Origin of the sequence: Paraburkholderia sp. 31.1 (assembly GCF_014397645.1) — a bacterium.
GTDB classification, from domain to species: Bacteria; Pseudomonadota; Gammaproteobacteria; order Burkholderiales; family Burkholderiaceae; genus Paraburkholderia; species Paraburkholderia tuberum.
The window spans coordinates 1-25,759 of the sequence record NZ_VZQN01000064.1; the positions used below are offsets into that span (position 1 = coordinate 1).

At 64.5% G+C, this 25,759-nt stretch carries 21 protein-coding genes; 12 read left to right on the top strand and 9 right to left on the bottom strand.

Annotated features, from left to right (window positions below; all coding sequences use genetic code 11):
• Positions 1 to 305 precede the first annotated feature (305 nt).
• A complete protein-coding gene (locus F6X37_RS32490) occupies positions 306 to 959 on the bottom strand; it encodes an OmpA family protein (protein WP_184007820.1) in 654 nt (217 codons plus the stop codon).
• 340 nt (positions 960 to 1,299) lie between these two features.
• On the opposite strand from F6X37_RS32490, the gene apbC reads away from it, so the two are divergent.
• The 5 genes from apbC (at position 1,300) to F6X37_RS32515 (ending at position 6,955) form a co-directional block, all read left to right on the top strand.
• On the top strand, positions 1,300 to 2,388 hold the full coding sequence (apbC, locus tag F6X37_RS32495; RefSeq protein WP_090803450.1) for an iron-sulfur cluster carrier protein ApbC: 1,089 nt from the start codon (positions 1,300 to 1,302) through the stop codon (positions 2,386 to 2,388).
• Positions 2,389 to 2,518: 130 nt separating this feature from the next.
• On the top strand, positions 2,519 to 3,055 hold the full coding sequence (locus tag F6X37_RS32500) for a superoxide dismutase family protein (protein WP_090803451.1): 537 nt from the start codon (positions 2,519 to 2,521) through the stop codon (positions 3,053 to 3,055).
• A 205-nt stretch (positions 3,056 to 3,260) separates the two neighbouring features.
• A complete protein-coding gene (dcd, locus tag F6X37_RS32505) occupies positions 3,261 to 3,830 on the top strand; it encodes a dCTP deaminase (RefSeq protein ID WP_008924193.1) in 570 nt (189 codons plus the stop codon).
• Between the two features lie 90 nt (positions 3,831 to 3,920).
• Entirely contained in the window at positions 3,921 to 6,206 is a 2,286-nt protein-coding gene (locus F6X37_RS32510; RefSeq protein ID WP_187614124.1) for an arginine/lysine/ornithine decarboxylase, read from the top strand.
• Positions 6,207 to 6,208: 2 nt separating this feature from the next.
• Complete coding sequence (locus F6X37_RS32515) at positions 6,209 to 6,955, top strand: lysozyme inhibitor LprI family protein (protein WP_262420110.1); 747 nt, start codon at positions 6,209 to 6,211, stop codon at positions 6,953 to 6,955.
• 31 nt (positions 6,956 to 6,986) lie between these two features.
• On the opposite strand, the gene F6X37_RS32520 is transcribed toward F6X37_RS32515, so the two are convergent.
• From F6X37_RS32520 to zwf, 4 genes are all read right to left on the bottom strand, one after another.
• A complete protein-coding gene (locus F6X37_RS32520; RefSeq protein ID WP_184059618.1) occupies positions 6,987 to 7,913 on the bottom strand; it encodes a bestrophin family protein in 927 nt (308 codons plus the stop codon).
• A gap of 151 nt (positions 7,914 to 8,064) precedes the next feature.
• Complete coding sequence (locus tag F6X37_RS32525) at positions 8,065 to 9,981, bottom strand: bifunctional transcriptional regulator/glucokinase (protein WP_187614126.1); 1,917 nt, start codon at positions 9,979 to 9,981, stop codon at positions 8,065 to 8,067.
• The gene (gene pgl, locus F6X37_RS32530; RefSeq protein ID WP_187614127.1) at positions 9,959 to 10,675 is read right to left on the bottom strand and encodes a 6-phosphogluconolactonase; all 717 of its coding nucleotides are present in this window, start codon (positions 10,673 to 10,675) and stop codon (positions 9,959 to 9,961) included. The genes F6X37_RS32525 and pgl overlap by 23 nt, the downstream gene beginning before the upstream one ends.
• 193 nt (positions 10,676 to 10,868) lie before the next feature.
• Positions 10,869 to 12,332, bottom strand: a complete 1,464-nt coding sequence (gene zwf, locus F6X37_RS32535; protein WP_187614128.1) for a glucose-6-phosphate dehydrogenase — start codon at positions 12,330 to 12,332, stop codon at positions 10,869 to 10,871.
• A gap of 599 nt (positions 12,333 to 12,931) precedes the next feature.
• On the opposite strand from zwf, the gene F6X37_RS32540 reads away from it, so the two are divergent.
• The 4 genes from F6X37_RS32540 to F6X37_RS32555 all read left to right on the top strand — a co-directional run bounded on the left by F6X37_RS32540 (position 12,932) and on the right by F6X37_RS32555 (position 17,389).
• Positions 12,932 to 14,179, top strand: coding sequence for an ABC transporter substrate-binding protein (locus F6X37_RS32540; protein ID WP_090803463.1), 1,248 nt, complete (start codon positions 12,932 to 12,934; stop codon positions 14,177 to 14,179).
• A gap of 215 nt (positions 14,180 to 14,394) precedes the next feature.
• A complete protein-coding gene (locus tag F6X37_RS32545; RefSeq protein WP_187614129.1) occupies positions 14,395 to 15,333 on the top strand; it encodes a carbohydrate ABC transporter permease in 939 nt (312 codons plus the stop codon).
• Entirely contained in the window at positions 15,323 to 16,180 is an 858-nt protein-coding gene (locus F6X37_RS32550) for a carbohydrate ABC transporter permease (RefSeq protein WP_184059608.1), read from the top strand. Before F6X37_RS32545 ends, F6X37_RS32550 begins: the two co-directional genes overlap by 11 nt.
• Before the next feature lie 93 nt (positions 16,181 to 16,273).
• Positions 16,274 to 17,389, top strand: coding sequence for an ABC transporter ATP-binding protein (locus F6X37_RS32555; protein WP_187614130.1), 1,116 nt, complete (start codon positions 16,274 to 16,276; stop codon positions 17,387 to 17,389).
• A gap of 84 nt (positions 17,390 to 17,473) precedes the next feature.
• Here F6X37_RS32555 and F6X37_RS32560 read toward each other — a convergent pair whose 3' ends face one another.
• The 4 genes from F6X37_RS32560 to trxB form a co-directional block, all read right to left on the bottom strand.
• The gene (locus F6X37_RS32560; protein WP_090803470.1) at positions 17,474 to 18,394 is read right to left on the bottom strand and encodes a LysR family transcriptional regulator; all 921 of its coding nucleotides are present in this window, start codon (positions 18,392 to 18,394) and stop codon (positions 17,474 to 17,476) included.
• Between the two features lie 130 nt (positions 18,395 to 18,524).
• A complete protein-coding gene (locus F6X37_RS32565) occupies positions 18,525 to 19,184 on the bottom strand; it encodes a glutathione S-transferase family protein (protein ID WP_187614131.1) in 660 nt (219 codons plus the stop codon).
• A 116-nt stretch (positions 19,185 to 19,300) separates the two neighbouring features.
• Positions 19,301 to 20,068 (bottom strand): Smr/MutS family protein, encoded by a 768-nt coding sequence (locus F6X37_RS32570; RefSeq protein ID WP_187614134.1) that lies wholly within the window; start codon positions 20,066 to 20,068, stop codon positions 19,301 to 19,303.
• Between the two features lie 203 nt (positions 20,069 to 20,271).
• The gene (gene trxB, locus F6X37_RS32575) at positions 20,272 to 21,273 is read right to left on the bottom strand and encodes a thioredoxin-disulfide reductase (protein WP_090803474.1); all 1,002 of its coding nucleotides are present in this window, start codon (positions 21,271 to 21,273) and stop codon (positions 20,272 to 20,274) included.
• A gap of 391 nt (positions 21,274 to 21,664) precedes the next feature.
• Here trxB and F6X37_RS32580 point away from each other — a divergent pair, with 391 nt between their 5' ends.
• The 3 genes from F6X37_RS32580 (at position 21,665) to F6X37_RS32590 (ending at position 25,435) form a co-directional block, all read left to right on the top strand.
• Positions 21,665 to 23,974: a DNA translocase FtsK gene (locus F6X37_RS32580; RefSeq protein WP_184021169.1), complete on the top strand. Its 2,310-nt coding sequence runs from the start codon at positions 21,665 to 21,667 to the stop codon at positions 23,972 to 23,974.
• Positions 23,975 to 24,125: 151 nt separating this feature from the next.
• Complete coding sequence (gene lolA, locus F6X37_RS32585; RefSeq protein ID WP_187614132.1) at positions 24,126 to 24,869, top strand: outer membrane lipoprotein chaperone LolA; 744 nt, start codon at positions 24,126 to 24,128, stop codon at positions 24,867 to 24,869.
• Positions 24,870 to 25,204: 335 nt separating this feature from the next.
• Complete coding sequence (locus tag F6X37_RS32590; RefSeq protein WP_187614133.1) at positions 25,205 to 25,435, top strand: hypothetical protein; 231 nt, start codon at positions 25,205 to 25,207, stop codon at positions 25,433 to 25,435.
• Positions 25,436 to 25,759: the final 324 nt, after the last annotated feature.

Sequence of the window (25,759 nt, forward strand, 5' to 3'; positions counted from 1 at the left end):
GGATGGGGGCGGGCGCTGCGGTGGGGGACCGCCAGGAAGGATGCCTGGCGAAGCGGGGTGCAAAACCGCGCGGGCAAAAAAAAACCGGGGTCGATAAACCCCGGAGCAACAACGACAAGAGGAGAATGGTGACGTGATGGCTTCGCCAGACACGTACCGTAAAGACAGACCGCAGATTTTCCGCAGAGTTCGAAATTTTTTCGATCCGTCGACAAACCGGTCCGGCGGCTCGTCCCGCCCGCAAGCCGGGCGCGTGCGGCTGAAGCCCGGCCGGCCCGGCGGCGCCTTCTCCTTGAGACTTGCCCTTATTGGGTCGCGTGCTGGGCCGTGGCGCGCAGATAGATCTCGACGCGACGGTTGGCCGCGCGGCCGGCTTCGGTGTTGTTGTCGGCGATCGGCTGGTTCGGGCCCATGCCGGTGGCCGACAGGCGCTGCGGCGCGATGCCGCGTTGCGCCAGATAGCCGGTCACGCTCTGCGCGCGATTGACCGACAGCGTCTCGTTGTATTGCAGCGAGCCGGTGCTGTCCGTATGGCCGACGACCGACGCGACGACTTCCGGATTCTGCTGCAGCGTCTGCGCGAGCTGGTCGAGCACCGGTGCGAACGACGGCTTGATCGCGTAGCTGCTGGTGTCGAACGTGACCGAACTCGGGATGTTCAGCTTGAGCGAGCCGTCAGGTTGCTCGGTGATCTGCGTGCCGGTGCCCTTGGTCGCGCCCGACATGCGGTTGCGGATGTTGTCCCAGTTGTAGCCGGTGATGCCGCCCACCGCGGCGCCGGTGGCCGCGCCGATCGCCGCGCCCTTGCCGCCGCCGAAGATCGCGCCGATCGCCGCGCCGGCACCTGCGCCCACGCCGGTGCCGACTGCTGTGTTGGTGCCCTGTTGGGTTGCGCAGCCTGCCACCAGCGAGCCGGCCACGGCGAATACGGCCACGCGAGTCATGATTCTTGCATTCATTTTGGTTTCCTTTCGAGTGCGAATGAGCTAGCGGGTGGCGGTCAGTCTATGCAGCGAACATTACGGCAATGCACCGACCACCCAGAAAGTTCGGGAACGATTCCTGCGCCTTGCTTCGCACGGTCCTACAGCGAAGAAGGGTCTTAGGGCACCGTGTGCCGTCAGACACTACAATAGTGCCTGAAACACACGGTGATGCGACCCTACGGCGTCCCGCGTGCCCCGAAGGGTGCCCGGCACGTTCGATTTTCGCAATGCCGCATAACAATTTCTTGCAAATTCCGCCGCGTGGCCGATCGGTCCATCTCGCCGCGCCGCACCTCTTCCCCACGGAGTATCAATGAGTATCGATCGGGCTTTGGTCGACGCCGCCGTCGCGGCCGTCACTGACCCCAACACGGGCGCGCCGTACGCGGCCGCGAAGAGCATCCGCAACGTGGTTGTGGAGGGCGACGCGGTCAACCTTCAGGTGACGCTCGGCTACCCGGCGAAAAGCCAGTTCGACGCGATCCGCCAGCGCTTCGCCGACGCGTTGCGCGCGGTGCCCGGCGTCGCGAACGTGCGCGTCGAGGTTTCGCAACAGATTGCCGCACACACCGTGCAGCGCGGCGTGAAACTGCTGCCCGGCGTGAAGAACATCGTCGCGGTTGCCTCGGGCAAGGGCGGCGTCGGCAAGAGCACGACCGCCGTGAATCTCGCGCTCGCGCTCGCGAGCGAGGGCGCGGCGGTCGGCATTCTCGACGCCGACATCTACGGCCCGTCGCTGCCCACCATGCTCGGCATCGAGGGTCGTCCCGAATCGCCCGACGACAAATCGATGAACCCGATGACCGGCCACGGCGTGCAGGCCAGCTCGATAGGTTTCCTGATCGAGGCGGACAACCCGATGGTGTGGCGCGGCCCGATGGCGACCTCGGCGCTCGAACAGCTGCTGCGCCAGACCAACTGGCACGAACTCGACTATCTGATCGTCGACATGCCGCCGGGCACCGGCGACATCCAGCTGACGCTCGCGCAGCGCGTGCCGGTTACGGGCGCCGTGATCGTCACGACGCCGCAGGACATCGCGCTGCTCGACGCGAAGAAGGGCCTCAAGATGTTCGAGAAGGTCGGCATCCCGATTCTCGGCATCGTCGAGAACATGGGCCTGCACATCTGTTCGAATTGCGGGCACGAGGAGCACATCTTCGGCGCCGGCGGCGGCGAGCGCATGGGCAAGGAGTATGGCGTCGAGGTGCTCGGCAGCCTGCCGCTCGACATCACGATCCGCGAGCAGGCCGACTCGGGCCGTCCCACGGTCGTCGCGGACCCGAACGGGCGCATTGCGGAGCTCTATCGCTCGATCGCGCGCAAGGTCGCGGTGCATATCGCCGAACGCGCGCGCGACATGAGCTCGAAGTTTCCGAACATCGTCGTGCAGAACACCTGAGCGGCCGTTCGGGCGAGGGATTAGGGGTGATCTCGATCCCTATTTTCACGAACTCTCGCGGTATCATGTCGACTTCACGAGTTCGGCTCGGCGGCCGCAGGGGCAGCCGCCAGGCCGACAAGAGGATCGCATGGGAAAACGAATCGACGGGCACGCGGTACATGCGTTCATCGTCCTGACTGCCGGCTGTGTGCTGTTGAGCGGCTGTGGCGTATTCCTGAGACCACAGGAAAAGCGCGCCGACGCGCAACTGCTGCCCACCGTGGGCAATCAGGCGCACGGTCTCGTGACCTTTATCGAGCGCTCGGACGGCGTCCAGGTCACCTACAATCTCACGGGCTTGCCGCCCAATAGCGACCACGCGCTGCAGGTGCACGAGCGCGGCGACTGCAACGCCGCCGACGGCTCCAGCGCCGGTCCGGTGTTTTCGCCGGCGGCCGAACGGCTCAAGGCCGGCGCGCGCGTCGAGGGCGATCTCGGCAACATCCATGCGGACGCGAACGGCGTGGCCACCGGCTTCATCGTCGCGCCGGACGTGTCGCTCGACGGCATCCGCTCGGTGCTGCAGCGCGCGGTACTGCTCCACCGCGATGCGACCGATCCCTACGCTTACCCTCAGCATGGCGCAGGCGCGGCGATCGCCTGCGGCGTGATTCGCCAGCAGTGAAGCGCGAGCGCGCTTTCGCCGCGCCCGCCCTGCAACGGCGTCGTGCCAGTCGGCGGACCCCCTTCATCGGGCGCGCCTCGCGCCATCTGCGGCAGCGTCTCCGTGATCGCGTAAAATAAGCGGCCTTTGCCGGCTGGGCGCCGCCGCCGGCCGTTTTCATCTATCTTTCGTCACACCTGATATTCACGTCGAGCAGCTCTCACCTATGACCATCAAATCTGACAAGTGGATCCGGCGCATGGCCGAGTCGCACAAGATGATCGAGCCGTTTGCGCCCGATCAGGTTCGCGTCTCCGAAGACGGCCGGAAGATTGTCAGCTACGGCACCTCGAGCTACGGCTACGACATCCGCTGCGCCGACGAATTCAAGATCTTCACCAACATCAACTCGACGATCGTCGATCCGAAGAACTTCGACGAGAAGTCGTTTGTCGATTTCAAGGGCGACGTCTGCATCATCCCGCCGAACTCGTTCGCGCTCGCGCGCACGGTCGAGTATTTCCGTATTCCGCGCAGCGTGCTGACCGTGTGCCTCGGCAAATCGACCTACGCGCGCTGCGGGATCATCGTCAACGTGACGCCGTTCGAGCCGGAATGGGAAGGCCACGTCACGCTCGAATTCTCGAATACGACACCTTTGCCTGCGAAAATTTACGCGAACGAAGGCGTCGCTCAGGTGCTGTTTTTCGAAAGCGACGAGATTTGTGAAACGTCGTACGCGGATCGCGGCGGCAAGTATCAAGGTCAGCACGGCGTCACATTGCCGAAAACGTGACGCCGGCAGCGTCTTGACCCACCAGTTATTCGGGTGACCGCTGCGCTTTTTACGTAACGCAGCGGTCGTTTTCTTTTTGGAGAATCGCCCATGAAGTTCCGTTTCCCCGTCGTCATTATCGACGAAGATTTCCGCTCCGAGAACATCTCGGGTTCCGGCATCCGGGCTTTGGCCGAAGCCATCGAGAAAGAAGGCGCGGAAGTGCTCGGGTTGACGAGCTACGGCGATCTGACCTCGTTCGCGCAGCAGTCGAGCCGCGCGTCGTGCTTCATCCTGTCGATCGACGACGACGAGCTGCTGCCGTACGTCGATAACGTGGTCGTCGAAGGCGAGACGCCCGAGCTTGCCGCCGCGATCGTCGCGCTGCGCGCGTTCGTGACCGAAGTGCGCCGCCGCAACGCCGATATTCCGATCTTCCTGTACGGCGAAACGCGCACTTCGCGCCATCTGCCGAACGACATCCTGCGCGAGCTGCACGGCTTCATCCATATGTTCGAGGACACGCCGGAGTTCGTCGCGCGCCATATCATCCGCGAGGCGAAGGTGTATCTCGACTCGCTGGCGCCGCCGTTCTTCAAGGAACTGGTGCAGTACGCGGAAGAAGGTTCGTACTCGTGGCACTGCCCGGGTCACTCGGGCGGCGTCGCGTTCCTGAAGAGCCCGCTCGGCCAGATGTTCCACCAGTTCTTCGGCGAGAACATGCTGCGCGCCGACGTCTGCAACGCGGTCGACGAACTGGGCCAGCTGCTCGACCATACCGGTCCGGTCGCGGCCTCGGAGCGCAACGCCGCGCGCATCTTCAGCGCCGACCACGTGTTCTTCGTGACCAACGGCACCTCCACCTCGAACAAGATCGTCTGGCACGGCACGGTGGCGCCGGGCGACATCGTGCTGGTCGACCGCAACTGCCACAAGTCGATCCTGCACGCGATCACGATGACCGGCGCGATCCCGGTGTTCCTGACGCCGACCCGCAACAACTTCGGCATCATCGGCCCGATTCCGCGCAGCGAGTTCGAACCGGAGAACATCCGCAAGAAGATCGAGGCGAACCCGTTCGCGCGCGAAGCGCTCGCGAAGAACCCGAACCTGAAGCCGCGCATTCTGACGATCACGCAAAGCACCTACGACGGCGTGATCTACAACGTCGAGATGATCAAGGAGATGTTGGGCGAATGGCTCGACACGCTGCACTTCGACGAAGCGTGGCTGCCGCACGCCGAATTCCACGCGTTCTATCAGGACATGCACGCCATCGGCGCGGGCCGTCCGCGCATCGGCGCGATGGTGTACGCAACGCACTCCACGCACAAGCTGCTCGCCGGCATCTCGCAGGCGTCGCAGATCGTCGTGCAGGATTCGAAGAACAGCCGCTTCGACAAGCATCGCTTCAACGAGGCGTATCTGATGCATACGTCGACGAGCCCGCAGTACGCGATCATCGCGTCGTGCGACGTGGCCGCGGCGATGATGGAAGCGCCGGGCGGCACCGCGCTCGTCGAGGAGTCGATCGCTGAAGCGCTCGACTTCCGCCGCGCGATGACCAAGGTCGACACCGAATACGGCGACGACTGGTTCTTCAAGGTGTGGGGTCCGGACCAGTTCGCCGAGGAAGGCATCGGCTCGCGCGACGACTGGATGCTGCGCCCCAACGACGCGTGGCACGGCTTTGGCCCGCTCGCCGAAGGCTTCAACATGCTCGACCCGATCAAGGCGACGATCGTCACGCCGGGTCTCGACATGGACGGCGGCTTCGGCGAAACCGGTATTCCGGCCGCGATCGTCACGAAGTACCTGGCCGAGCACGGCATCATCGTCGAGAAGACGGGCCTGTACTCGTTCTTCATCATGTTTACGATCGGCATCACGAAGGGCCGCTGGAACTCGATGGTGACCGAGCTGCAGCAGTTCAAGGACGACTACGACAACAACCAGCCGCTGTGGCGTGTGCTGCCCGAGTTCGTGCAGCATCATCCGATGTACGAGCGTGTCGGCCTGCGCGACCTGTGCCAGCAGATCCACAGCGTGTATCGCGCGAACGACATCGCGCGTCTGACGACCGAGATGTACCTGTCGAGCATGGAGCCGGCGATGAAGCCGTCCGACGCGTTCGCGAAGCTCGCGCACCGCGAGATCGATCGGGTACCGATCGACGAGCTCGAAGGCCGTGTTACGTCGATCCTGTTGACGCCGTATCCGCCGGGCATTCCGCTGCTGATTCCGGGCGAGCGTTTCAACAGGACCATCGTCAACTATCTGCGTTTCGCGCGCGAGTTCAACGAGCGCTTCCCGGGCTTCCATACGGATATCCACGGGCTCGTCGGCGAAATGGTCAACGGGCGCATCGAATACTTCGTCGATTGCGTGCGCATCTGACGATGGGGTGGGTGACGTTTCTGCCGGGCCTGGCAGCGATCGGCCGCTGGCGGCGCGGGGCCGGCGTGCTGGCCTTCGCGCTGGCGGCCGGCACGGTGGTGTTCGGCGGCATCGCGAGTCCGGCGGCGCATGCCGAGGTGGCCGCCGCCGATCCGATCGACGCGTCGATGCGCGCGTGTCTCGCGCGCGCCGACATGTCGACGACGATGGGGCAGGTGCAGTGCATGGACGCTGCGCGCATCGGCTGGAAGGTCGCGGTCGACAACGCGTACCAGCAGTTGCTCGCGAAGCTGCCGCCCGCGCGGCGCAGGCTGTGGGAAAGGAGCCAGTCGAGCTGGCTCGCGTCGCGCGATGCCGAGAAGCAGTTGCTTGCCGCGGTCTTCGCCACGACCCAGGGTTCGATGTACGTGCTTTCCGAAGCCGACATGCAGCTGCAGCCGGTGCGCGACCGCGCGCTCGCGCTGCGCAGCGCGCTCGCCGATGCGAACGGTCCGGCGCCGCGCCGGCCGCGCGCCTGCAACGCCGACGCGCGTTGCGAACACGCGATGTTCGATCTGAAGCGCTACTACCGTGTGCTCGAATCGAAGATGCCGGCGCAATCGCGGCCGACGCTCGTGCACGCGCAACGCGCGTGGAGCGCGTATCTGACGGCGTCGACGCGGCTCGTCGACGAGCACGGGCGTATCGACATCATCGGCGCGCGCGTCGCGACGATCAAACGGCTCTCCGAAACGGCCGGCAATCACTGACGGCCGCCGACCGGTGCGGCCCACCGCGCATTCAATCCCATTGATAACGGTCTTCGCGCGGCTGCGGCGGCGCGAGCGCCGGCTCGCCGAGCAGATCGCGCATCGCATCCTCGATCATCGCGGACATCGTGTTGAGCGCGAGGTCATTGTCGTCGGTGCCGAACGGTTCTTCGAGCTGCGACGCGATCGCTTCGTGCGCCATGAACGTGTACGCGACGAACACCGCGAACACCGGCGTGAAAATGCCGATGCTATTGACGAGTCCGAATGGCAGCGACGCGCAGAAGAAGTACACGGTGCGGTGGATCATCACCGAATACGCGAACGGCAGTGGCGTCGACGCGATGCGCTCGCACCCGCCGATCACATCCGACAGCCCGCTCAGATTGCGATCGAACGCGAGCACCGCCATCGGATCGAGCGCCCCCGCGCGTGCCGCGCGCTGCACCCATTCGCCGAGGCACAGCAACAGCGCGGCTGGCTTGTAGCGCGATCCAATCACACGTTCAAACAGTGCGCGGGGCAGCCGCGCGGCAAGGTCGTCGCGCGGTTCGGTCTTGCGCAACTGATGACGCAGCGCATGCGGGAGCGCGCTCAGTATCGCCAGAAACGCGGCGGCTTCTTCTTTGGGCAACTCGCGCGACGGCAGCGTCAGCGCCTCGCGCGTCAGCGAGCGCGACTCATTGAGCAACTGCCCCCACAGCTTGCGCGCCTCCCACCAGCGGTCGTAGCTCGCGTTGTTGCGAAAGCCGAGAAACACCGCGAGCGCAATGCCGACCAGCGAGAACGGCGCGATCGAGTTCAGGTTCAGGCTGACGGGCAGCAGATGATCGTGCGCGGCGAGCGCAATGATCGAGATGAAGAAGATCAGCAGGAGCCGCGGCAGCAACTGCGGCAGCACCGAGCCGCGCCACGCAAGCAGCATGTGAAACCAGTGGAGATGCGGGCGGATGATCATGGCAAAGCGGTTCGGCCAGGAGATAGAGCGCCTATTATCGGTCGCTTTACGCGTCCCCAAACAGGAAAACCCGCGGCGGGCGCATCGAAGACGATGCACACGCCGCGGGTTCGTTCACCGCAAGCGGATCGGGACAGCCGTTCACGGAGGCTCAGTCGCGCGCCGACGAAGCAGCGCCGTGACTGAGCCAGTCGAGCACGGCCGTCGCGTCGTCGTCGGCGCCTTCGCGCGCTTTCTCGACCGTCTCGGCGACGTCGTCGCTCGGCACCGCGCGCCGAATCGCCACACCGACCGCGAGAATGTCGATCATCACGAGGTGCAGGATGCGCGAGATCATCGACAGTTGCGACTCGCGAATCTCGATGTGATCGGTTTCCAGCGCGACCGTCGCACGCTTCGCGAGCGGGGTGTTGCTCGACGTGATCGCGATCACCTGCGCGCCGGCCTGCATCGCGACGTCGAGCACGCGCAGCAGCTCGGGCGCGCGCCCCGACTTCGACACCGCGACGATCACGTCGCCCTTGCCGAGCAGCGCGGCCGAGGCCGCCTGCATGTACAGGTCACCGTACGCGATGGTTGGAATGCCGAAGCGGAAGAACTTGTAGTGCGCGTCCTGCGCGACGATGTTCGAATTGCCGAGTCCGTAGAACTCGATGCGCCGCGCGCCGTTCAGCAGGTCGATGGCGCGTTCCACGTGCTCGAAGTTCAGATGCTCGCGCAATTGCAGAATCGCGGACACGGTGTTGTCGAGCACCTTCGCGCCGAAGTCGGTCGCGGTGTCGCCGAGATGCACCTGGCTGTGGCTGACCGGAATCGTGCCGGTCAAACCGGTCGCGAGCTTGAGCTTGAAGTCCGACAGCCCTTGGCAGCCGAGCGAGCGGCAGAAGCGGATCACGGTCGGCTGACTGACGTCGGCCTTGCGCGCGATGTCGACGATCGGATCGTTGATGATCGAACGCGGGTGGTTCAACGCGAGTTCGGCGACGCGGCGCTCGGCCGGCGTCAGCGCGTCGCGCATCTGGCGAATCCGCTCGAACACCGCCGACGAGCTGCCGCCCGCGCGGTTCGACAGCTGCTCCGCCAGAATCGCCGATACGCCGAGGAACGCCGGGTATTCGGCGGTAATCACATAGGTCGGTACGTTCTGCAGATACGCCTCGAAGCGGCCCTTCGCCTCGAAGCGCTGGCGAAACGACGAGCGCGCGAAGAACTCGCCGAGGCGTGGCACGACGCCGCCGCCGATATAGATGCCGCCGAGCGCGCCGAGCGTCACCGCGATATTGCCGGCGAAGGTGCCGAGAATGCCGCAGAACACGTCGACCGATTCGGCCGCGAGCGGCTCGCCTTCGAGCGCGCGCTTGACCACATCGGCCGTATTGACGCTGGCCGGCACGCGCTTCTTGTCGCGGCCCGCGAGCGCGCGATAGATCACCTCGATGCCGGGACCCGCGGCCACGCGTTCGAACGACACGTGCGACCACTTCTTGCGCGCGTACTGCAGCACGATATCTTCACGCTCGTCGGCGGGCGCGAAGGTGGCGTGGCCGCCTTCGCTGCCGAGCGCGATCCAGCGGTCGTCGGCGGGAATCAGGCCCGACACGCCCATGCCGGTGCCGGGGCCGAGCAGGCCGATCACGCTGTTCGGCCGGCGCTGGCCACCGCCCACCTGCACGCGCTGAGCATCGGTGAGGCCGGGCAGCGCCATCGCGAGCGCGGTGAAGTCGTTGACGACGAGCAGCGTGTCGAAGCCGAGCGCGCGGCGCGTCGCTTCGATCGAAAAGGTCCAGTCGTGATTGGTCATGCTGACCTGGTCGCCGTCGACCGGGTTCGCAATCGCGATCGCCGCGTGATTGACGCGGCCGATCTTCGTGTCCTTCAGATACTTCTTGATGACGTCGGCGACACTCGGGTAGTCGGCGCAAGGATAGATCTGCACCGAGCCGATTTCGCCGGGGCCCGTCTCGAGCGCGAAACGCGCATTGGTACCGCCGATGTCGGCCAGCAGCCTCGGTCCATCGGCGTGCTGGACCGCGCCCGGCACAGCTTTAGTTTGCACACCAGTAGACATCGAGTCTCACTCCCTTGTCGTTTGCCAGCTGCGAGATGGCATTTTTTTGTAGCGCGGCGGACGCGGCGTTGAGCACGTCCATCTTGCGCGGCCCTGCGATCAGCAGAAACAGATGCTTCACGTCCTTCAGCGCGGACAGCGACCAGCTCACGCGCGCGTGCGGCGCCGCGCCCGGATGCACGGCGACGAAACGCTCGGTCGTGTTGATCGCGTGATCCCATTCGGGCGCGTCGGCGAAGATCGACGCGGTGTGGCCGTCTTCGCCCATGCCCAGCACCGCGACGTCGGGCGCCGCGGCAAAGCGCGCGTCCGCGTTCAGCGCGGCGACGTGCGAATGCAGATCCTGGGTGGTGTCGACGAGCGGCCAGAAGGTCGCGTGTTGCGCCGCGTTCTGCAGCAACGTGGCGCGCGCGAGCTGCGCGTTGCTCGCGCTATCGGTCTCCGGCACCCAGCGGTCGTCGACCAGCGTGATCGCGATGCGGGGCCAGTCGAACGTCTGCGTCGACAACGTTTGCAGGAACGGACGCGGGCTGCTGCCGCCGGACACGGCCAGCATGGCCGGGCGCGCGAGCGGGGTTGACGTGCCGGTGCCGGCCGCCTGTGCGGCAAGTGACGCATGTAACGCGTCGCCCACCGCTTTCGCCAGCGCGTCGGATTGGGCGCGCTGGTCGTCGAAAGCGTGAAGTTCGATCACTTCTCCTCCGTGCTGCTTTCTTGTTAGGTCTGCGGAATCAGCCTGACTCCTCTCGCGCGACGCCTGCAAGGCGGGTGGCCTGCAAACGCATGACGCGATACCGGCGCGACTCCGTTCAGTTCGTCGGTGGTGTTGCCGGCGCCGCGCGCCGAGGTGTTCATCGCGCGCGGCGCCGTCGATCAATTCATCAAACTCAATTCTCTTCCTCGAGCCAGCAGGTGCCGTGCTGGGCGAGCATCGCGCTCGCCGCGGCCGGTCCCCACGTGCCCGCCGCGTACGGCTTGGGCGGCTTGGTCGAGGCCTTCCACTCGTTCAGGATCGGCTCGACCCAACGCCATGCGGCTTCCTGTTCGTCGCGCCGCACGAACAGCGCGAGGCGCCCGTGGATCACGTCGAGCAGCAGCCGCTGATAGGCCTCCATCTGGCCTTCGCGGAAGAACCGGTCGAACGCGAGATCGAGGTATACGCTCGCGAGGTTCATACCCTCGCCGGGCTGCTTCGCGAGACAGTACAAACGAATCGTCTCGTTCGGCTGCAGACGGATCACGAGGCGGTTCGCGCCCGCGCGCAGCGCCGATGCGCCAAGCGCCGAATGCGGCACCGCACGGAAATTCACGACGATCTCGGCGACGCGATCGGCGAGCCGCTTGCCCGTGCGCAGGAAAAACGGCACGCCGGCCCAGCGCCAGTTCCCGATCTCGACCTTCAGCGCGACGAAGGTCTCGGTCGAGCTATCGGGCTTCACGCCGTGCTCGGTCGCGTAGGCCGGGACCGTGTTGCCACGGATCACGCCCGAATGATACTGGCCGCGCACCGCGACCTTGCCGATTTCCTGCGGCTCGACCGGTTTGAGCGCGCGCAGCACGCGCAGCTTTTCGTCGCGCACCGAGTCGGAATCCATCGAGTGGGGCGGCTCCATCGCGACGATCGACAGCAACTGCAACAGGTGGTTCTGCACCATGTCGCGCAGCGCGCCGGTATTGTCGTAGAAATCGCCGCGCGCTTCGACGCCGAGTTCCTCGGCGATCGTGATCTGGATGCTTTCGACCCACTCGCGGCGCCACAGCGGTTCGAACAGCGCATTGCCGAAGCGCAGCGCGAGCAGGTTCTGCACCGGCTCCTTGCCGAGGTAATGGTCGATCCGGTAGATCTGTTCTTCCGCGAAGATTTCGCCGACCGCATCATTAATTGCGTTCGACGACTTCAGGTCGTAGCCGAGCGGCTTCTCGAGCACGATGCGCGCGTTGTGGTTCAGGCCCACCGCGGCGAGCGCATGGCAGATCGGCACGAACAGCGACGGACCCGTTGCCAGATAGAACACGCGGATGCCGGGCATCTCCTGGATCGCGTCGCGCAATTGCGCGAAGTCATCCGGATTGCCGAGATCGATCTTCACGAACTCGATGCGCGCGAGGAAGCTCGTCCACGCGGCTTCGTCGAGGCCGTTCTTCGACACATGCGGCTTGACGTGCCCGTCGACCCACTGCAGATACTCGCCGCGATCCTCGACGTGCCGCGCGAGCGCCACGATCTTGCCGCTGTCGGCGAGCATGCCGCCCGCGCGGTGCGCCTCGAACAGCGCGGGCAAGATCTTGCGCATCGACAGATCGCCGGTTCCGCCGAAGAGAACGAAGGTGAAGCTTGCGTCGGTATGCATGAGTCTCCGTCGATGTCCTGAAGGGCCGCCGCGCTGATCGGACACTGCACGCGCAGCGCCCCGGAAGAGCGACCGTAGTCCGATAAAATATTTTTTGACACTGAATTGTAGTTTAACTACAATCCAAATCAAGAGGTAGCGTTAATTCGATGAAAAAAGCGTGCGCTGTACTGACGGAATGCGCGCTTTTTGCGAATCGGCGGGCGTCCCCGGCACGCTAACGGACAATGGGACAACGCCTTCCGGTACGCGCCAGCAGGGTGCCGGCGGACCTTACGGAAAGCCGGGGAGTCGACGGGCTTGCGGGGTCGTTGCCCGCAGCCGACGTCAGGCTGGCGTCGAGTTGGCGTATGAGGTACCTCGAGTCTGCAGCGCGATGCGGGCAGGCAAAAATCAAAAGAGGAGACAGTCAGTTGCATCCCGAACCACTCACCTCTTGAGCGTCCAGCGGCCGGACATCGGTCCGCCGGCACATGCCCTCGCGCATGCGCCCGACCGTGCTCGATCGCCGGTGTTTTGCCTGTTTGAACCAACCACAGCACCCTGGCGACATCAGGGGCCATTCGTTTTTTTGTTCAGGTGTCTGGAGGAGATAAGCAATGAAATTTCGCGCGATCATGGGCGCTCTGTGCGCTGCGGGTCTGATGTGTGGCGTGTCGGCCGTGCAGGCCGCCGAGTCTCTCGAAGTGCTGCACTGGTGGACTTCGGGCGGCGAATCCAAGGCCGTCGGCGTCCTCAAGGACGACATGACGAAGCAGGGCTACACGTGGAAGGACTTCGCGGTCGCGGGCGGCGCTGGCGCGGCTGCCATGACGGCACTGAAGACGCAGGTGATCTCGGGCAACGCACCGAGCGCCGCGCAGATCAAGGGTCCGCTGATCCAGGAATGGGCTTCGCAGGGCGTGCTGGTGCCAATCGACTCGGTCGCGGGCGACTGGAAGAAGAACCTGCCGCCGGAAATCGACAAGATCATTCGCGCGGACGGCCACTACGTCGCCGCTCCCTTCTCGGTGCACCGCGTGAACTGGCTGTACATCAACAAGGCTGCGCTGGACAAGGCCGGCGGCAAGGTGCCGACCACGTGGCCTGAGTTCTTCGCGGTGGCCGACAAGATGAAGGCCGCGGGCATCCAGCCGATCGCGATGGGCGGCCAGCCTTGGCAGGACCTGACGCTGTGGGAAGACGTCGTGCTGTCGCAGGGCGCGGACTTCTACAAGAAGGCGCTCGTCGACCTCGACGAGAAGACGCTGACCTCGGACAAGATGGTCGGCGTGTTCGACACGGTCCGCAAGATCCAAGGCTACTTCGATGCGGGTCGCACGGGCCGTGACTGGAACCTCGCGACGGCCATGGTCATCAACGGCAAGGCCGGCATGCAGTTCATGGGCGACTGGGCGAAGGGCGAATTCACCAACGCCGGCAAGAAGTCGGGCACGGACTACGTCTGCGCCGTGGTGCCGGGCACGGAGAAGGCCTACACGTTCAACGTCGACTCGTTCGTGTTCTTCCAGCAGAAGGGCCAGAAGGCCGCGACGCCGGGCCAGCTCGCGCTCGCGAAGACGATCATGTCGCCGGCGTTCCAGGAGCAGTTCAGCCTGTACAAGGGCTCGATCCCGGTGCGTCTCGGCGTGCCGATGGACAAGTTCGACGACTGCGCGAAGAAGTCGTACGCGGATGAGCAGATTGCGATCAAGGCCGGCGGTTATGTGCCGTCGCTCGCTCACGGCATGGCTCAGCCGGATGCCGCGGCAGGCGCGATCTCCGACGTCGTCACGAAGTTCATGAACTCGCAGGAAGATTCGAAGACCGCGGTTCAGGCTCTCGCGAAGGCAGCGAAGACCAAGTAAGCGTAAGTACGAAGTGTTGCGCCCGGCGGCTTGCATCCGAAGCACCGGGCGCGCCCTTCGGGCCGTGGGGGATCGGACCTCGCTGCTTTCGTTCGCAGCGCAGTCCGGCGCCACGCGGCTCACCCTGGTTTCATGGAGTCACACCCAGACCGTCGCGGTCCCGCGCCATGCGTGCACGGGCAGCCCGACGGTACAGTTTCAGCAGGAGTCGAGTAGTGACTGCTTCCATCAGCGGGAACGGGAAAACGGCCACCGTCACCCGCCGCACGTCGCCCATGGCGGCCCTTGCCGATCGCTGGATTCCGAAGCTGGTGCTCGCACCCAGCGTCGTGATCAGCCTGATCTTCGTGTACGGCTTTATCGCAATCACCGGCTATCTGTCGCTGTCTACTTCGCGGCTGATGCCTCGTTGGGAGTTCGCGGGTCTCGACCGCTATCGCGAACTGTTCCAGAACGACGTGTTCTGGACTTCGGCCGCGAACCTCGGCTGGTTCGGCATTCCGTTCATCGGTATCTGCATCGGTCTGGGTCTGTTGCTCGCGATCCTGCTCGATCAGCAGATCCGCAACGAAGGCGCGCTGCGCGCCGTGTTCCTGTATCCGATGGCGCTGTCGTTCATCGTGACCGGCACCGCGTGGCAATGGATTCTGACGCCGAGCATCGGCATCGAGAAGGTGTTTCACGACTGGGGCTGGACGAGCTTCTCGTTCAACTGGCTCGGCGACCCGGACAGGGCGATCTTCTGTATCGTGATCGCGGCGGTCTGGCAGTCCACCGGCTTCGTGATGGCGCTGTTCCTCGCCGGCTTGCGCGGCGTCGACAGCGAGATCTTCAAGGCCGCGCAGATGGACGGCGCGAACCTGCCGACCATCTACCGCAAGATCGTGATACCGAGCATGCGGCCGGTGTTCTTCTCCGTGCTGCTGATCCTTTGTCACATCACCATCAAGACGTTCGACCTGGTCGTCGCGCTGACCGCCGGCGGTCCGGGTACGTCGACGTCGCTGCCGGCCATCTTCATGTACACGTTTTCGTTCAACCGTGGGCAGCTCGGCGTCGGCGCGGCATCGTCGATCATGATGCTCGCTACCGTAGTGGCCGTGCTCGTGCCGCTGATGTATCTGGAATCGAGGAGCACCCGCAATGCAGCCTAAGATGACGATTAGCCGTGCCGTCATTTACGCGGCCCTGGTTCTGTTCGCGCTGTACTTCCTGTTCCCGCTGTACGTGATGCTGTCGACGTCGTTCAAGGACATCGACCAGTTGCGCACCGGCAACCTGCTGACGCCGCCGACGAGCTGGACCTTCGCGCCGTGGCTCAAGGCGTGGAGCGGCGCGTGTACGGGGGTGCGTTGCGACGGCATGCAGCCGTTCTTCATGAACTCGGTGCGCATGGTGATTCCGGCCGTGCTGATCTCGTCGATCATCGGCGCGTTCAACGGCTACGTGCTCACGCACTGGCGGTTCCGCGGCGCCGATCCGATCTTCACGATGCTGCTGGTCGGCTGCTTCATTCCGTTCCAGGCGATCCTGCTGCCGATGGCGCGCCTCGAAGGCATCCTCGGCCTCGCGAACACGGTGAGCGGCCTCGTGCTCGTGCACGTGATCTACGGTATCGCGTTCACGACGATGTTCTTCCGCAACTTCTACGTGAGCGTGCCGGCTGAACTCGTGAAGGCCGCGCGGATCGACGGTGCGGGTTTCTTCACGATCTTCACGAAGATCCTGCTGCCGGTGTCGCTGCCGATCTTCATGGTGTGCCTGATCTGGCAATTCACGCAGATCTGGAACGACTTCCTGTTCGGTATCGTGTTTTCCGGCGTCGATTCGATGCCGATCACCGTGGCGCTGAACAACCTCGTCAACACCTCGACCGGCGTGAAGGAATACAACGTGGACATGGCCGGCGCGATCATCGCGGCGCTGCCCACGCTGCTCGTCTACATCATCGCCGGACGTTACTTCGTGCGCGGCCTGACCGCGGGCGCGGTGAAGGGCTAAATCACCCTGGAGCGACGGCGTTTCACCGAACGCGTGCCGTCGTCGCCTGACAAGACGTTTTCAAGCAGTACCAGAGACTAGAGGATTCACAGCATGGCAAGCCTTTCCATCCGTGACGTGTACAAGACCTACCCGAACGGGGTGCCGGTTCTGAAGGGTGTCGACATCGACATCGAGGACGGCCAGTTCCTGATTCTGGTCGGCGGCTCGGGCTGCGGTAAGTCGACGCTGCTCAACATGATTGCCGGTCTCGAAACCGTGACCAAGGGCGAGATCCAGATCGACGGCAAGACGGTCAACAACCTGTCGCCGAAAGATCGCGACATCGCGATGGTGTTCCAGTCATACGCGCTCTATCCGTCGATGACGGTGCGCGAGAACATCTCGTTCGGCCTGAACATCCGCAAGGTGCCGAAGCGGGAGCAGACGCAGATCGTCGAGCGCGTGTCGAACACGCTGCAGATCAAGCATCTGCTCGATCGCAAGCCGGGTCAGCTGTCGGGCGGCCAGCGTCAGCGCGTCGCGATGGGCCGCGCGCTCGCGCGCGATCCGGTGATGTTCCTGTTCGACGAGCCGCTGTCGAACCTCGACGCGAAGCTGCGCATCGAGATGCGCTCGGAAATCAAGCTGCTGCATCAACGCCTCGGCACGACGATCGTCTACGTGACGCACGACCAGATCGAAGCGATGACGCTCGGCGACCGCATCGCGGTGATGAAGGACGGCATCGTTCAGCAGTTCGGCGCGCCGCAGGAAATCTACGACTCGCCGTCGAACCTGTTCGTCGCGGGCTTCATCGGCGCACCGCCGATGAACTTCATCGAAGGCAAGCTGGTCGAGCAGGGCTCGGGCGTCGGCATCGAACTCGATACGGGCGTCGCGCGCAAGGCGCTGGTGCTGCCGTTCGATTCGGCGAAGGTGCGCTCGCACGTCGGCAACAACGTGATTCTCGGCCTGCGTCCGGAACGCATCACCGATGCGCGCGGTGCGCACGGCGACGACTCGAAGCTGCAGCCGGTCGAAGTGAAGGTCGACGTGATCGAGCCGACTGGTCCGGACACGCTGGTGTTCGCGCAGATCAACGGCAAGCGCGTGGTGAGCCGCGTGCACCCGGCGTCGAACCCGCAACCGGAGCAGAATGCGACGCTGCTGTTCGATACGTCGAAGGCGGTGTTGTTCGATCCGGCGAATGAAGAGCGGATTGCGTAAGTCGTCGCCTAAGCGCTGAATCCGTCGCTACAGAAAAGCCCCATGCGCTGAATTGCGCATGGGGCTTCTGTTCTTTTGCAGCCGTTACGCCGCCTCGGGCAAACGCAAGTCCGGATTGTTGCGCGCGAGCTCGCTGACCCAGTCGATAAACGCGCGCAGCCGCGAACTCAGATTGCGGCGATGCGCATACAGAATCGACAGCGGTGTACCGGGGCTCGTGTAGTTGCCGAGAATCTCCGTGAGCGCGCCTTGCTCGATCAGCTCGGCGACCATGAAGCGCGACGGCTGGATGATGCCGTGGCCCAACACACCCGCCGTGATGTACACCGAGCCGTCGTTGACGGCGAGCGTGCTATCCATCGCGACGCGCTCGATTTCGCCGTCCACTTCGTATTCGAACGGGAAGGTCCTGCCGCTGCGCGCGGACACGTAGTTGACCGCGCGATGCTCGCCGAGGTCCGCCAGTGTGGTCGGCGTGCCGAACTTGCGCAGATACGCGGGCGATGCGCACGTGACGATGCGCGCAAGCCCGATGCGCTTCGCAACGAGGCTCGATTCTTCGGGCGTGCCCATGCGGATCACGCAATCGACGGCGTCCTGGATCAGATCGATGTTGCGGTCCGCGAGACCGAGGCGCACGTCGATCGCGGGGTAGTGCGCGTAGAAGTCGTCGAGCGCGGGCAGCAGCAGCGAGCGCGCGAGCGTGCCGGAGGTGTCGACGCGGATCGTCCCGGCCGGATTCTCGCGCTTGCTCGACAGCGACGACTCGGCATCGGCGACGTCGGCGAGAATGCGCACGCAGCGCTCGTAGAACGATGCGCCGTCTTCGGTCACGCTGACCTGGCGGGTCGAGCGGTTCAGGAGCCGCACGCCGACGTGTTCCTCGAGCGCCTGGATCGTGCGGCTGACCTTCGCGCGCGGCAGATCGAGCGATTCCGAAACCTTGGTGAAGCTGTTCGCTTCGACCACGCGCGTGAAGATCTCCATCGCTTCGAAACGGTCCATGGTGTGCCTTGTGGGTGGTGAGCCAGAAGAAGGGCGGGGCAGGTTTGCGACACGACAGGAAGTCTACAGCCAGCAAAACGGGTTGTCTGCCGCGTCTCGTTCGCGCGCAACTGCCACCGCCGCTCGTGGCTCAATCCCGCTCCGGCGCGCCCAGCGGAAATAGCGGCCGGTAGGGCCGCGCCTCGTCGACCGCGCGTGCGAACGAGGGCCGCGCGAGCAGCCGCTGCCGGTACGCGCGCACGTGCGCGAACGCGGGGTCGATCGGGTGTGTCCAGTCGGCGTAGAACAGGAACGGGGCGGCGCCGCAGTCGGCGAGGCTGAAGCTGTCGCCGGCGGCCCATTCGCGCTCGGCCATGTGACGGTCGAGCCGTGCGTACGAAGTGTCGAGCAGCGCGCGCGCATCGGCGACGCCACGCCGGTCGCGCTCGGCTTCGGGACGCAGGCTATCGAACACGACTTTTTGCTGTGGAGTCGAAATGTAGTTGTCGAAGAAGCGGTCCATCGTGCGCACCTCGAGCGCGGCGCGCGGATCGGCGGGCAACAGCGTGACAGGCCCCGGATAATGCAGGCCCAGATATTCGATGATGATGCTCGCCTCGACCACCGTGCGCCCGCCGTCGACGAGCACCGGGAAGCGCCTGATCGGCCACAGCGCGGCCAATTCGGCCATGACCTTCGGGTCGTCATGCGCGAGCACGCGCATCTCGAACGGCGTACCGTTTTCGTACAGCGCGGTCAGGGCCTTCTGGCAGTAGGACGAGAACGGATGGGCATAAAGCTGCAGGGGCATCGCGATCACCTTTGACGGTTGCACAGCACGAGTACGCGGTGACGACGAGAGCCACACCGCGCGACGGCCAGGCTGGCCGTTTACCCCACGACGAACGACGGCTGAAAAAATCGACCTCAGACCTTCGCGCTCGCCCCATGCGGCGGCAACGACCCCGGCTGCAACAGCACGACCACCGCGCCGGCGCCGCCGTCATGTGGGCGCGCCTGACAGAACGCGATCACTTCGGATTTCTGCACGAGCCACGCGCGCACCTTGCCCTTCAGCACCGGCTCCTTGCCGATCGACCCCAGACCCTTGCCGTGAATCACGCGCAGGCAGCGCAGGCCGCGTTTGGCCGATTCGCGGATGAATTCCGCGAGCGCCTCGCGTGCCTCTTCGCGCCGCATGCCGTGCAGGTCGATCTGCGCCTGTACGATCCAGTCGCCGCGCCGCAGCTTGCGCACTACGTCGCGGCTCAGGCCGGGGCGGCAATACGACAGCGTTTCGTCGGTTTCGAGCAGCACTTCGGGGTCGAATTCGTCGGAGATCGCTTCGTGCAGCACCGCCTCCTCGTCGAGCAGCGTCTGCACCGGCAGCGGCGGCGGGGGATTGCGCGTGAGCGTCGCGCGCGGCGGAATCGCGAGCGGCGCGACTTCGCCGATCTCGCGGCGGAACAGATCGGCGTCGGCGGCCGCTTCGCGCTGCGCCGCTCGCGTCGCCGCCTGTTCGCGCTCGCGCCGCTCGGCTTCGCCCTTCAACGCTTCACGCAACGCACCGAGTCCGGCGAGCCCCGATGCGCGATCGAGCTTCGGTGCGACGGCGGGCGCAGCCGTTGCGGGCGCGGGACGCGTGGCGGCTTTCGGGCGTTTCGGTTCGTTCGGATGGGGCTGATTCTTCGGCATGTCGGCAATACAGGCGGAAAGGTCGGTCGGTGGTGCTGCCAACGCGCTCGACGCACATTGACAAGACGGCAAAAACGACAAAGGCCGCCGGCATTTCAGCCGCGGCCTTCGTGAGCCAATGACAGCAGCGCTGCGCCACCGTCATTTTACTGTCGCGCCCGTTTGTCGGGACTTCGTCTCGACATACGGCAGCGCGGCGCGGATCAGCGGTCCGCTTCCGCGCTCATCGCGTGCTCGCCGGCCATCTCGTTGATGGTCTCGAGATAGCGCTGCGCGTCGAGCGCGGCCATACAGCCGGTGCCCGCGCTGGTGATCGCCTGGCGATAGATGTGGTCCTGCACGTCGCCCGCGGCGAACACGCCCGGCACGCTGGTCGCGGTCGCGAAACCGTTCAGGCCGCCCTTCGTGATGATGTAGCCGTTCTTCATCTCGAGCTGGCCTGCGAAGATGTCCGTGTTCGGCTTGTGGCCGATCGCGACGAACAGGCCCTGCAGCGCGATGTCAGTGGTCTCGCCACTCTGCGTGTGCTTGATGCGCAGGCCGGTCACGCCGGAGTTGTCGCCGGTTACTTCTTCGAGCACATGGTTCCACTTGATCTCGACGACGCCTTCCTTCTCCTTCGCGAGCAGACGGTCGATCAGGATCGGCTCGGCGCGGAACTTGTCGCGGCGATGGATCACGGTCACCTTCTTCGCGATGCCGGCGAGGTAGAGCGCCTCTTCGACGGCCGTATTGCCGCCGCCGATCACGGCGACGTGCTGCTGCTTGTAGAAGAAGCCGTCGCAGGTCGCGCAGGCCGACACGCCCTTGCCCATGAACGCCTCTTCCGACGGCAGGCCGAGATACTGCGCCGATGCGCCCGTCGAGATGATCAGCGAATCGCACGTGTATTCGCCCGAATCGCCGATCAGGCGAATCGGTTTCTCATCGAGCTTCGCCGTGTGGATGTGGTCGAAGATGATCTCGGTATTGAAGCGCTCGGCGTGCTCGAGGAAGCGCGCCATCAGTTCCGGGCCTTGCACGCCGTTGGCGTCGGCGGGCCAGTTTTCGACGTCGGTCGTGGTCATCAGCTGGCCGCCTTGCGCGATGCCGGTGACGAGCACCGGCGCGAGGTTGGCGCGCGCCGCGTAAACCGCCGCCGTGTAGCCGGCGGGACCGGAACCGAGAATCAGAACCTTGGCGTGTTTCGTTGCAGTTGCGGGCATGATCGAATCCTTGTACGGCGCGCGGCTCGCCGCTGCGTAGCCGTGCGCTTTTGAGCTGAAACTGTAGATGGGTATCAGTCGGGCATTATAAAGGGCGGGGCGTGCCGCTGCGCCATCAAGCTTTCTGATCGCCGCGATAGCGTGGCGGCGTGGGCGCTCGGGGCGAGCCCGCGGCGCGATACGGCGAATTCAGCGCGCCTCGCGCATGCGTCTGTGGTCAAACAGCCAGGTTACCGTCATTTACAGCCTCGCGTGGGACACAGCGTTTACAATAGCCCGGATCGAAGTTTCCGTTAGCCGGGATCGGGCCCGAAGCCGTGCGCGGCGAGGCTCGGGCCGCGTTCCCGGCGGCAGTTTCAGCCTGAACCGGCTACCCCAGGCAACAGGATCAATGGCAAAAGCTCCCTATACCGCGAGCGCGCAGGCATTGCCGCACCGCATGTCGCGCCTCTTCACCGAAATCCGCTGGATTCTGCAGGTGGCCCTCGGCGTGTTCCTGCTGATGTCGCTCGTCAGCTACAGCAGGCACGACCCGAGCTGGACCCATGCCGCGCAGGTCGACCATATCTCGAACTGGGCGGGCCGCGTCGGCGCGTGGACTTCCGACATCCTGCTGCTGCTGTTCGGCCTGTCCGCCTACTGGTGGATCGTGCTGCTCGGCCGCCACATCTCCGCGAACTACAAGCGCATCACCCGCAACGAAGAGCCGCAGGACGACGACGCGCCGCGCGGCGTCAGCTGGCTCGCGGACGCGTTCGCGTTCATGCTCGTGCTGCTGTCGTGCAACGGCCTCGAGGCGCTGCGCATGTGGTCGCTGAAGGTGCAGTTGCCGCGCGCGCCTGGCGGCGTGATCGGCGAGGCTGTCGCGCGCGGCATCTCGCATGCGCTCGGCTTCACCGGTGGCACGCTCGCGCTGCTGCTCGGTCTCGGGATCGGGCTGTCGCTGTACTTCCGTTTTTCGTGGCTGTCGGTCGCGGAGAAGGTCGGCGAATCGATCATTTCCGCGGTGACGTTCGCGAAGCTGCGCCGCGAGGCCGGGCTCGATCGCAAGCTCGGCGAAGCGGCCGCCGTGAAGCGCGAAGGCAAGGTCGAGAAGGGCCGCGTGCGCATCGAGGAGCACGAGCCCGTAGTGATCGTGCCGCCGCTCGCCACGCCGGCGAAGTCGGAGCGTGTCGAGAAGGAACGCCAGGTGCCGCTCTTTACCGATCTGCCCGGCGACTCCACGCTGCCGCCCATCGCGCTGCTCGACCCCGCGCCAGCCGCGCAGGAAACCATTTCCGCGGACACGCTCGAATTCACGTCGCGCCTGATCGAGAAGAAGCTGAAGGACTTCGGTGTCGACGTGAGCGTGGTCGCCGCGTATCCGGGGCCCGTCGTCACGCGCTATGAAATCGAGCCGGCCACGGGCGTGAAGGGCAGTCAGATCGTTAATCTCGCGAAGGATCTCGCGCGCTCGCTGTCGCTCGTGTCGATTCGCGTCGTCGAAACGATTCCGGGCAAGAACTACATGGCGTTGGAGCTGCCGAACCAGCGCCGTCAGACCGTGAGCCTGTCCGAAATTCTCGGCTCGGCCGTGTATGCGGATGCCGCGTCGCCGCTCACCATGGGTCTCGGCAAGGACATCGGCGGCAAGCCCGTGTGCGCGGATCTCGCGAAGATGCCGCATTTGCTCGTCGCCGGCACGACTGGTTCGGGCAAGTCTGTGGGTATCAACGCGATGATCCTGTCGCTGCTGTACAAGGCGAGCGCCGAGCAGGTGCGCATGATCCTGATCGATCCGAAGATGCTCGAAATGAGCGTCTACGAAGGCATTCCGCACCTGCTGTGTCCGGTCGTCACCGACATGCGCCAGGCGGGCCACGCGCTGAACTGGGCGGTCGCCGAAATGGAGCGCCGCTACAAGCTGATGAGCAAGGTCGGCGTGCGTAACCTCGCCGGCTACAACAACAAGATCGACGAAGCGGCCAAGCGCGAAGAGAAGCTGCCGAATCCGTTCAGCCTGACGCCGGACGATCCGGAACCGCTGACGCGTTTGCCGAACATCGTGATCGTCATCGACGAACTGGCCGACCTGATGATGGTCGTCGGCAAGAAGGTCGAAGAGCTGATCGCGCGGATCGCGCAGAAGGCGCGCGCGGCCGGCATCCATCTGATTCTCGCTACGCAGCGTCCGTCGGTCGACGTGATCACCGGCCTGATCAAGGCCAACGTGCCGACCCGTATGGCGTTCCAGGTGTCGTCGAAGATCGACTCGCGCACGATTCTCGACCAGCAGGGCGCCGAGTCGCTGCTCGGCATGGGCGACATGCTCTATCTGCCGCCAGGCAGCGGTTTGCCGGTGCGCGTGCACGGCGCGTTCGTGTCGGATGATGAAGTGCATCGCGTCGTCGACAAGCTCAAGGAGCAGGGCGAGCCGAACTATATCGAGGGCATTCTCGAAGGCGGCGTGAGCGGCGAGGGCGACGAAGGCTCGGCGGGAACCGCGTCCACCGAAGGCGAGTCGGACCCGTTATACGATCAGGCGGTCGACGTCGTGCTGAAGAATCGCCGAGCGTCGATTTCACTCGTGCAGCGGCACCTGCGCATCGGCTACAACCGGGCGGCGCGTCTACTCGAACAGATGGAGAATTCGGGCGTGGTGTCGGCGATGTCGTCGAACGGCAATCGCGAGATCCTGGCGCCGGCGCGCGAGGCGGAATAGCCGTAACGAGCCATTGCGGCCATCGCGAGCGACGCCGCGTGCACCGTCCGGTGCGCCATTGCGGCTCGACGCCGGGCCAGTCACTCTGTGTTCAGCGAGTGCATCGAGCCGGCGCAGCCCATCACCGAATTCATTCAAGGGAGAAAAACCTATGCAAGCAATCGCGCAGCAGGATGCCCGACAGCGTCGAGCGGGGCGCCTCGGCGAGCGCGTGTCCCGCGGCATGCGCAAGATCGCGCGCGCCGTGGGCAGTGTCGCGATCGGTGCGTCGCTGCTCGTCGCCTCGCACGCGTTCGCGAGCGGCACCGAGCAACTGAAGGCATTCATCGCGCAGGTCCATTCGGCGCGCGGCGCCTTCGTGCAGCAGGAAGTGCGCGCGCCGAGCAAGGCGCAGGGCGCGAGCGGCGCGCTGTCCACCGCGAACCCGGCCAAGCCGACCACGTCGAGCGGCACGTTCATGTTCGCGCGGCCCGGCAAGTTCATCTGGCAATACGAGAAGCCCTACTCGCAATTGCTGCAGGCGGACGGCGACAAGTTCTACGTCTACGACAAGGATCTGAACCAGGTGACGGTGCGCCCGCTCGGCAACGCGCTCGGCGCAAGCCCGGCGGCGATCCTGTTCGGCAGCAACGATCTGGACAAGAACTTCTCGCTGCGCGACGCGGGCGTGAAGGGCGGCATCGACTGGCTCGAACTGACGCCGAAGGCGAAGGACACGCAGTTCGAGCGCGTCGGCATCGGTTTCAAGGACGGCAATCTCGAAGCGATGGAATTGCACGACGTGTTCGGTAACGTGACGCTGCTCACGTTCTCGAACATCCAGAAAAATCCGCAACTGCCGCCCGATGCATTCAAGTTCACGGTGCCGAAGGGCGCGGATGTGATCAACGGATAAACCGCGCGGTAGGCGCCGACACGTGGCGCCTTTGCAAACGCCCGCGAAGCCGCGCTTGTAGAGCGCGGCTTTTATATTTCGCGCGGCGCGTGGAATGCTTACGGATGCGCCCGCGGCGCCGCGACGAACAGTAAATCGCCGTACCGGCAGACGTAATGATTTAGTGCGAGACTGGAAAGACCGGCATTGCTCATGGGCTGGAGTTGGCGCGTCCGATCATTTTCCAGGATTGGACACGCAATCTCTAACAATTTTTTGCTGCAACGCAACAAAATAACGCCTAAACTGATCGAAGGTTGTTGTCGCTTCAGATGTCTGGAAAGGTGAGGCATGTCATGAGATTGTCTTCTTCACACGATTCACGCTTGTCCCCGTCCCTCCATGTGTTCCAGCAGGAGGGCGGGTGGCATTGGGGAATAACCGTTCCGCGCTCGGCCGGAAGTGGTTTCAAGGTCGTTGCATATAGTGAAACAACCTTCATCGATGAGGCCGAAGCCCATCGGGAAGGCAATCGCGCGCTCGAGCGTTTCGCCGATACGCCGGCGGTTCGGCTTGAACGGCAGTAAGGCAGCAGGTTATCTAACGTATCCGGCAGCCCGTTATTTGGGTTTTCGAGCGGAAAACGCAACAATTACCGCCGGTGATAATTTAATATGCAACCAATTGCATATTTTTTTGACTTCCGAAAAATCGTAGCGATAATGTCTCGTTTCGAGATATCGCCTTAATTTTGACTTTCGCGGAATATGAAACCACCCACGCGCTAAGTGTTCACGAAAATCTGATTTGAAAATCTGAGCCGAATCCGTCGAGCAGTTTTTTGACCTCGGCATCGATGGTTTCCTTGGTCCAAGTGACGAAGCGGCGCCAGTGATGCTTGGCGTGCTTCC